The following is a 4,553-nucleotide window of genomic DNA, read 5'->3' on the forward strand; positions in this document are numbered from 1 at the left end:
TTGCCCGTGTGCTATGTGATCAATACGCATATGCACCCGGATCATATTTTCGGCAATGCCGCGTTCAAGAGCGATCATCCGCAATACGTGGGCAGTTCGAAACTCGCGCAGGCGGAGGCATCGCGTGCGGACAACTATATGCGCGCGTTGAATCGCGAGTTAGGTGATGAAGCGAAAGGCAGTGAAATCATCGGACCAACGAAAACGATCGATAGCACCGGCACGCTCGATCTCGGCGGCCGGACGCTGACGCTGCGCACATGGAAAACCGCGCATACCAACAACGATTTGACGGTATACGATGAGAAAAGCGGCACGCTATGGACAGGCGATCTTTTATTCGTTCGCTGCATCCCAGTGGTCGATGGCAGCGTGCTCGGCTGGCTCGACGATATCCCGCGTATCCGCCAGATGAATCCGCGTCATGTGGTGCCCGGTCACGGCCCTATCGATGCACACTGGCAGCAGGCGCTCGATGACGAGGAGCAATACCTGAGCGGACTGGCGCGCGATGTGCGTGCGGCAATCAGGGGCGGCAAAACCATGCAGGAAGCGGTGGACACAATCGGTCTGAATCTGCGCGATAAATGGCTGCTATATGACGTGTATCAGCGCCGCAACGTCACGGCGGCGTATGCTGAGTTGGAGTGGGAGCAGTAACGGAGGCACATCATGAAGACGATATGGCTTGCGAGCGCGCTGATGCTGGCGCTATCGGCTATACAGGCCGCGCACGCCGCGCAACCCGACGACGATCCCGACAAGGTTGCGCGCTGGCTCGACTTCAAATCAGGCACTTTCAAGGACCGCGCAATCGATCCACACGGCGACGCCGTCATCAAGCTCGACGCACCCGCGCGCGCCGCCGATGCCGCCGTGGTGCCCATCGCAATCAAGGCGCAATTTCCGCAGACGAACGCGCACTATATCCGCAAGCTGTATCTGTTTATCGATGAAAACCCCGAGCCTTATGCGGGATCGTTCGAGTTCACGCCGGAGTCGGGACTCGCGAGTATCGAAACACGCGTGCGTGTGGAGGACTACACGTTTATGCGCGTGATCGCCGAAACGAACGACGGACACCTGTATAGCGCGATACGCTTCGTAAAGGCATCGGGTGGTTGTTCCGCACCTGCTGACAAGGACGAAGACGCGGCCGAGCACGCGGCGGGACAAGTGCGTTTGCAAGCGGAAGGACAAGCCGTAACCGGCAAGCCGGAACTCGCTCAGTTGATGGTTCGGCATCCGAATCGAACCGGCATGGCGATGAATCAGGTCACGCGGAACTATGCTTCGGCATACTTTATTCGCAAGGTGACGATCACCTACGCGGACAAGCCGGTGATGACCGCCAATGTGAATTTCTCGATCAGCGAGAATCCGAATTTCCGCTTTTATTTCGTCCCGAACGGCAGCGCCGAATTGAAGGCGCGTATAGAAGATACCAAGAATAAACAGTTCGAAGGCGCGGTTGCGATCAGCGCTCAACCTGCTGCACAAACCTCGGCAATGAAATGACGGCGCGCACGTGGCGCGGGTGGATCGGATGGGCGCTTTTGATGGCGAGCTTCGCGACGCTCGCAGCGTTGAGCGGCATGCCGGTGGCTAAGCAAATTGCGCCAGGCGTCTACGTCTTCCAAGGTACGGGCGATGCCGTTGCGCCCGCGAATCGCGGCATGGTGGCGAACAATGGCTTTATCGTCGGCAAGGACGGCGTGACGGTGATCGATACGGGCGCGTCGTATCGCTATGGACGCGCGATGATCGAGGCCATTCGCGCTGTTACGCCCTTGCCGGTGAAGCTCGTCATCATCACGCATCAGGCGCCTGAATTCGTGTTCGGCGCGGCCGCATTCCGCGATGAAGGCGTGCCCATTCTTGCGCATGAACGCGCCGCGCAATTGATCCGCGAGCGCTGCGCCGTGTGTCTTGCCAACTTGCGCAAGACCTTGGGCGAAGACGAAATGGCGGGCTCGCGCGTGACTGTGCCGGATCGCACGGTGAGCGGCACGACGCAACTCGAAAGCGGCGGCCGTACGCTGCAATTGCTGCATTTCGGACCCGCCAGCACACCCGGCGATCTTGCCGTGCTCGATACACAAACGGGCGTGTTGTTCGCGGGCGGGCTGGTATCGAACGGACGCATTCCCGAACTGCGCAACGAGCAGATTCCCGGCTGGCTTGCCGCACTCGAACATGTGCGCGCGCTCGATTTGAAGCGCGTCGTGCCCGGTTTCGGTCCGCCCTTGAGCGGTGATTCGATCATGCTGACGGGCACGTATCTGCGTGAACTGGACGCGTCGGTCAAGCGCGCGTACAAGACCGGTCAGAGCCTTTCCGATGCCATGCACAACGTTCAATTGCCCGCTTTCAGCCATTACAAGATTTATGCGATTGCACAGCCGCAAAACGTGCAACGCATCTACTTGCAGTTGGAAAAGCAGTGAATCTTTTAGACCTCAAGGAGACACGACGATGGCTCAGCTCGTAGCGTTGTACAAGCATCCTTCCGACCCGAAAGCCTTTGACGATTACTACACATCGACACATGCGCCATTGGCCAAGACCTTGCCCGGCTTGCGGTCCTATGAAATCAGCGCGGGACCGGTGGCGAGTGCGGGAGGCGAGTCGCCGTACCGGCTGGTGGCAATGCTTGAATTCGATTCGCTCGATGCCATCAAGGATGCGTTAGGTTCGCCAGAAGGCCAGAAAACAGCGGGCGATCTGGCGAATTTCGCGCAAGCAGGCGTCGAGCTATTTATGTTCGATACCAAGCCTGCTTAACGCTTTACTAAGCGTGCCTAAGCGTTGCCGGAATCATTCGATTCGACTTCGGGTTCCGGCACACGCAAATCTTCTCGCCGATGGTTGATGACGAGAAACACACTCATCAGCACGATAAAGCCCGCAACGAGCATGGTTGAATTCAGCAGCACGCGCTCATAGCCCAGTTCGGAAACGTTGATAAACCAGTAAGGGTAAAAATCCGACTCACTTCCGCGCCATAACGTGATGAAAAGATAAAGCAGCGGATAGACGAGCCATAAGATGCATTGCCGCAAGGACAGGTGAAAGCGCGGCACGAACAGCACCCAGTACAAAACTGCGAGCGCCGGCACCACCGTATGCAGCGATTCGTTGACGAGCGCGCGATATCCCGACGGCATCCAAAGCCATCGCAGCAGCGCGTTATAGGCAAGGCCCACGAACACGATATACACGACCACCGCCGTCACGACAGTCGGCTGACGAAAGCAGCGCACAAGCGGCATGCGTGTTCGTGTAGCGATGCACGTGAAACACAGCGCCGTCAGTAGCACGGTGAGATTGGTGAGATAACTGCTAAAGCGCGCTAAACCATCCACGACGGACATGCCGCGTGCAAGCGTGCGCGCTGCGGTGAGATCGGTCTGCGCTGCGATGGCGAGCCACGCAATCATGGCGATCGCCGCCGCCGTTCCCAGCGACGCGGTGCTCGGCGTGTGCAGTGGTAATTCGTGTTTATGGTGTGCGTTCATCAACCCATTTTATCGACGTGCGATACGGCTCGCAGATGCGCGCCGAACGTTGGTCATGCACGCAAAAAAAAGGCCCCACGCAACAGGTGGGGCCAAGCCACGTCCTCCAGACGTTGCCCGCTTAAGTCGAGGGACACGCGACGGCAGCGGGCAATACAGAAATTAAATGCTGAATACGTTCGGTTCCATCGGACGGCTCCTAAGCGCTTTACTCCAAAACCCTTAAGTAGCTTTTAGCGCGCGCAAGGCTCGTGAAACCCCTATCGCGTGCTTAATGCGCACGATCATTTACTGGGGTTTGCCTGATTCGTCTGCCAAAAAAGCTCGCCTTATACTCTGCGCGAACGAGGTCAAACCTTAAGGTTTGATTGATCTGAAATAGCGCACGCGGGAAGACCAAATGAACAATGCGACGTCCGAAGTTTTGCTCACGCTTTCTTCTCTGACCACCTTGCTCATGCTGTGCTGTGCGATCGTGATTTATGCGGATTTCTGGAGTATCGCGCTCGACAAGACGATGAAAACGCCTCGAAAACGTATCTCGCTGCTTAGGTCGGGATGGTTCTTTTACTTAAACGCTGCGGTATGTCTGACTTCGGTATTCACTTTGTTTTGGCTGCAATAAAACGAAAGAAGCCGCCCGCGTTTGAGCGGACGGCTTGCCTTTATCGCGCTAAGGAAATCAACGATCCGCAAGCTTGCCCGAAATGGAACGCACCGCGAACGCGCCAACCACCATAAACGCCGCCACCGCATAGAGTCCGATACTGTTGTTGTGCGTGGTCACGTTCAGCCAGCCGACCATATACGGCGAAACAAAGCCCGCGAGATTGCCGACACAGTTGATACCCGCAATCCCGGCTGCCGCTGACGTACCGGCGAGAAATGCCGCCGGAATGCCCCAGAACAAGGACAGCGCCGACAGAATGCCCGCAGCCGCTACGCACAGCGCAATCACCGCCGCGACCGGCTGATGCCCCACATATCCGGCCGCTGCAAAGCCGATCGCACCGATCACCAGCGCCACCGAAAAGT

At 57.5% G+C, this 4,553-nt stretch carries 5 protein-coding genes and 1 pseudogene; 4 read left to right on the top strand and 2 right to left on the bottom strand.

Translation table 11 applies throughout. The annotated features are described in order from the left end of the window. The 4 genes from P7F28_RS04190 to P7F28_RS04205 form a co-directional block, all read left to right on the top strand. On the top strand, positions 1–660 hold a 660-nt coding region (locus tag P7F28_RS04190; protein ID WP_277183183.1), incomplete at its 5' end, for a quinoprotein relay system zinc metallohydrolase 2. Positions 661–672: 12 nt separating this feature from the next. Then, complete coding sequence (locus tag P7F28_RS04195; RefSeq protein ID WP_277183184.1) at positions 673–1,518, top strand: quinoprotein dehydrogenase-associated SoxYZ-like carrier; 846 nt, start codon at positions 673–675, stop codon at positions 1,516–1,518. After that, entirely contained in the window at positions 1,515–2,447 is a 933-nt protein-coding gene (locus P7F28_RS04200) for an MBL fold metallo-hydrolase (protein WP_277183185.1), read from the top strand. The genes P7F28_RS04195 and P7F28_RS04200 overlap by 4 nt, the downstream gene beginning before the upstream one ends. 28 nt (positions 2,448–2,475) lie before the next feature. Beyond that, positions 2,476–2,784, top strand: coding sequence for an EthD family reductase (locus P7F28_RS04205; protein WP_277183186.1), 309 nt, complete (start codon positions 2,476–2,478; stop codon positions 2,782–2,784). Between the two features lie 17 nt (positions 2,785–2,801). On the opposite strand, the gene P7F28_RS04210 is transcribed toward P7F28_RS04205, so the two are convergent. Then, positions 2,802–3,518: a Pr6Pr family membrane protein gene (locus P7F28_RS04210; protein WP_277183187.1), complete on the bottom strand. Its 717-nt coding sequence runs from the start codon at positions 3,516–3,518 to the stop codon at positions 2,802–2,804. A 682-nt stretch (positions 3,519–4,200) separates the two neighbouring features. Continuing rightward, positions 4,201–4,553 (bottom strand): annotated as a pseudogene (locus P7F28_RS04215) (MFS transporter); the annotation flags it as partial.

The sequence above is a fragment of the Caballeronia sp. BR00000012568055 genome (genome assembly GCF_029439455.1).
Taxonomy (GTDB): Bacteria; Pseudomonadota; Gammaproteobacteria; order Burkholderiales; family Burkholderiaceae; genus Caballeronia.